This is a genomic window from Campylobacter gastrosuis, from assembly GCF_030249845.1.
GTDB lineage: Bacteria > Campylobacterota > Campylobacteria > Campylobacterales > Campylobacteraceae > Campylobacter_A > Campylobacter_A gastrosuis.
The window spans coordinates 1-4,082 of sequence record NZ_JANURM010000039.1; the positions used below are offsets into that span (position 1 = coordinate 1).

A 4,082-nucleotide genomic window follows, 5' to 3' on the forward strand; every position below is an offset into this window, starting at 1 on the left:
GATGAAGAGGAGCAATAATGGCATATTATAACCCTCAAAGAGTTGATTTTAGACCAGATAGCGGAGTGATTGGAGCTAGTGGGGCGTTAGGAGGCGCCCTTTGGGATATTTACAAAACAAACGTTTCTAAAAATCAAGCAATGGCAAATTTAGGCGAAACAAAAAGGCATAATGAAGCGGTAGAAAATAACGCAGCCGAGCAATTAGCCTCAAATAATGCGTGGCGTGATATCCAAAAAGCAAACGCAGACAGGGAGTATGAATTTAGCGTAAATAAATTTAACGCAGATAATGATTTTAGAAATAGGCAACTTGCCGAGCAAATAGCACTAAAAAAAGAGCAACAGGCGTTTAATAACTTTTATAAAAACCAAATTTTAGCCCAAAAGCAAGAAGCAATAAATGAAAAAAAAGCGATACAAGAAGCAAAAGCAAAAGAGGAGGAGCTAGGCCCTCTTAAAAATCTGCCAGTTGGGACGTTAAATAAAATAAATAGTGCCACCACGCTACTTGACGGCATTAATGGCGTTGCAAATGAAGCCTTAGTAAATAATAAAGATAATACGACTGGGGTTTACGACGCCTTAATGGGTGCTGCCGCTTATAATCTAGGCATACCAAGCGCAGGCAATGCCGACGTTATGGCAAGGGTTAAAGCTTATGGCGACACGATAAGAGAGCAGACAAAGGGTGGCGGTAATGTCGCTAAATACAACGCTGAGGAGAAATTAAATCCGTTTAGAGTAAGTGGGGACGTTTTAAACGCAAACATAAGCGGAGAGTATTTAAGAAATATTGAAAATTTTAACAACATTATAACAACGCTAAGCAAACAAGGCAATTATAAGGCAGCCAATCATCTACAAAAGCAACTAGATACTTACATAAAAGGATATGAAACCACGACAGGCAGAAAATACAAGAGCAAAGATGAAGCGGTAAAAAGCGAAGCTGAGCGGGTAAATGAGAAGTTTAATCAAAAGTTAAAATCTGCTAGCGACCCTTACGACCAAATAGATGAAAACGGCGTAATTTATTTAAACTAAAAGGCTAAAAATGAAATTTGACTTTAACGGACAAGATGAAATAATTATCGGCTTTAAAAACAACCAACCTATAAAATTAAGAGCTAACGGACAGGGCGTTTTTAAAAATGAAAACGGCGGGTTAAGTATAGATATTGACGATGATAAGCTACAAGGTATTAAATTAATAGGGCAAGAACGACCGCAAATGCCAAATAATGTAGGACTTGACGGCAGGGCAATACCAAAAGCACCGATGATTAACGAAACCGCACAAAAAGAGCGAAGCATACTTGATGATATTGCGGGGTTTGGGAGTGATTTAAAAAGAACAGCAAAAGCCGTGTGGGATGATAGCATTTTTGGCACTTATGGCACAAACTCAAACAAAGCCGAGCATATAAAAACCGATATAGCAAAGGCACAAAATAATCAAGGGCTTATAAGCTCGCTACTTTCTAGCGATGAAGCAAAAAAAGAGAACGCATTAAAACTACAAAGCGATTATGATAAAATCGCAAGAGCCAACGGATACGACTTAGGGGCGGTTGTAGAAAATGATAAAATTTACTTTGGCAAAATGGGCGATGACGGCAAAATTTACACCCTAGACGCAACGCCAAGCATAAGAAATCAAATAGGGGCTAATAAGGGCGAGATTATAGGCGGTTTAGCTGGTGGAGCAATAGGAGCACTTACAAGAAATCCGGGCTATGGCAGGGCTGTCGTAAGTGCTTTAAGTAGTGCTGGTGGTAGCGCCTTAGGTAGTGGCATTGATTATAAACACAAAGCCCAAGTATTAGGCGATGAAGTAGATACGGCTGGTTTATTAAAACGAATGGGCGAGGGGGCAGTTGATGATTTAGCCGCCGCAGGAGCCTTAGCAGCAACTTTAAAACTAGGCAAACCAAGTTTAAAGCTAGGCGGTAAAATTTTAGATAACTCATTAATCGCCACTGGATTTAGACAAATAGCTAACGATAATATGGGCGGAGCACAAAAGCAATTAAGCCAAACGCTAGGCGGCGATGAAGCGGTGCAGAGGGCTTTAAATAGTGCTAAAAATGCACTTGATGAAGACGCTTATAAAAATTTTGTAAATGCGGATGAAACCTATAAAATACCGCAAACGCCGTTTAATACGCTAAATAAGGGCGTGGATTTTTTAAATGATAATGTTATCGCACCGATAGAAAAAGGTGTAAAAAGGGTTTTGCAAGGCGAAAACATAAGCGAGAAAGAAGCCGATATGTTGCTTTCAGCACTTGGCGACGAGAACGGAGCAAAGATTATTTTAAACTCGGTAGCAAACGACCCTCAGGCATTTAGCGTAGCGATGCAAAAGCTATTAAAACTAAACAGCTCACAAAAAGCTGGGCTTGATAACGCCTTTAAAGATAGCATAAATGCAATTGAGAGCATAAAAAATTTTGATACTCAGGTAAAGGGCGATTTTGACGAAGTTATAAAGACGCTTGATAGCGAGTTTAGCACGGCTGGGATTGATTTAAGCGCGCTTAATGCAGATGTAAAAAATGCCCTTAAAAATGTGCTAAGCGACAACGGCGAAATTTCAAAAAGGATTAATAACGCAATTGATAGTGGTGGGTTAAAGGGCTTACAAGACGCAAGGGCTTTTATAAATCTAACAAAAAGCAAGATAGCAAACGCAGACGACGCTATAAGCTTTCAAAGGAGCTTAGAGCTTGATAACGCAAAAGGCGTAATTGATAACGCAGTAGATGAAGCCCTAAACCAATTTGAAAAGATTAACCCAAAAATCGGCGAAAGTGCAAGGGAGCTTTTAAACACAGCAAGAAGCGACTATAAAAGCCTTAAAGAGGTAACGAATAGCGACCTTTATAAGCGAATGACTGGCTCAATGAAAGATACAAACGACTTAACAAACGCCCTAATAAAGTCAGTTGATAATCAAAGCGGACTAAATTTAGATGAAATTTTAAGCAGAATGCCACAGGCTAACAGAGAGCAGATAGAAAACTCACTTTTTAAAAATATAATTGATAGTTTTACAAATGAGGGCATAACTGATTTTAAAGGGGCAATTGACACGCTTAATAAAATGCCGTTTAGAACGCAAAAAGCACTTAATGCGGTAGAGCAATTAAACGCAAATGCTGGGCTATTAAACAACTCAGGCGAGATTTTAACCCGCCTTAAAAAAATGTCACCAAAACAATATGAGCTATCGCAAGGCATAGGTAAAAAGGTAGTAGGTAGAGCAGAAGTAATGGTAGCAAATCGGCTAATGGATAAGATAAAATCACGCATACCATACTATGGCAACAATCGCGCCCTATTAAATCATATCGCAAACGCTTTAAAAAACTCAGGCGACTTAAACGCACTAATTAAAAATTTAGATGATATACCGCCACAAAGCACCGACACGCTAACAAGAAAACAGCTTGAAATTTTTAAAAATGAGATAGTGCCAGAGATTAGACAAATCGTAAAAGAGACGACAGAACAAGAGCAAAAGAAGCACAAAACGCCATAAGTGTAAATAAAAATCCAAGTCTTGACGAGCTAAACGCACTGCAAAGACAAAATGAAAATTTTAATATCGTAAGCGAGAGTAAGCCATATCAATACGCAGAGCAAAACTTTAAAGCCGAGCAGTGGATTAATGATTTAAGTGGCGTATTAAACGATGAATGGGTAGCAAATTTAAAAAGCCTAGCCATAAAGCACCCCGAAATGTTTAAAAGCGAAGCGGACGTTTTTAGAGTGATAAAAGAGATAAAAGATAATCCAACGCATTTTTTTTAAGAACAACCGAGATGATATGGCTTTAATCGCAAAAGAGCTAAAAAGTGGCAAAATAGGCAAAATTGCAGTAGCAAAAGATAGCGGCAAAATCGGACACGCAACAATAAGCTCAAATAAAAATGAGTTAGCAAGATTACAAAAGAACAATGAGCCTTTACAGGCAAAGGCGCCGCACTTTGCACCCCAGTCCGAAAAAATATCGCTGGGCAAGGCTGATGAAAAATCATATTCTGTAAAGGCTAATGATGACATTATACCACAAAC

General features: G+C 38.8%; 3 protein-coding genes. All 3 read left to right on the forward strand.

Going from position 1 to position 4,082, the window contains the following annotated elements; genetic code table 11:
• Positions 1-17 precede the first annotated feature (17 nt).
• Positions 18-1,046 (forward strand): hypothetical protein, encoded by a 1,029-nt coding sequence (locus NYG85_RS11760; protein ID WP_284938844.1) that lies wholly within the window; start codon positions 18-20, stop codon positions 1,044-1,046.
• A gap of 10 nt (positions 1,047-1,056) precedes the next feature.
• Positions 1,057-3,546, forward strand: coding sequence for a hypothetical protein (locus NYG85_RS11765; protein ID WP_284938845.1), 2,490 nt, complete (start codon positions 1,057-1,059; stop codon positions 3,544-3,546).
• A gap of 288 nt (positions 3,547-3,834) precedes the next feature.
• Positions 3,835-4,082: hypothetical protein (locus NYG85_RS12090; protein ID WP_349252816.1), on the forward strand; the 248-nt coding region annotated here is incomplete at its 3' end.

Bases quoted from the DNA above. Each gene is read 5' to 3' on its own strand.
- NYG85_RS11765 (WP_284938845.1), top strand. From the start codon at position 1,057: ATGAAATTTGACTTTAACGGACAAGATGAAATAATTATCGGCTTTAAA.
- NYG85_RS11760 (WP_284938844.1), top strand. From the start codon at position 18: ATGGCATATTATAACCCTCAAAGAGTTGATTTTAGACCAGATAGCGGA.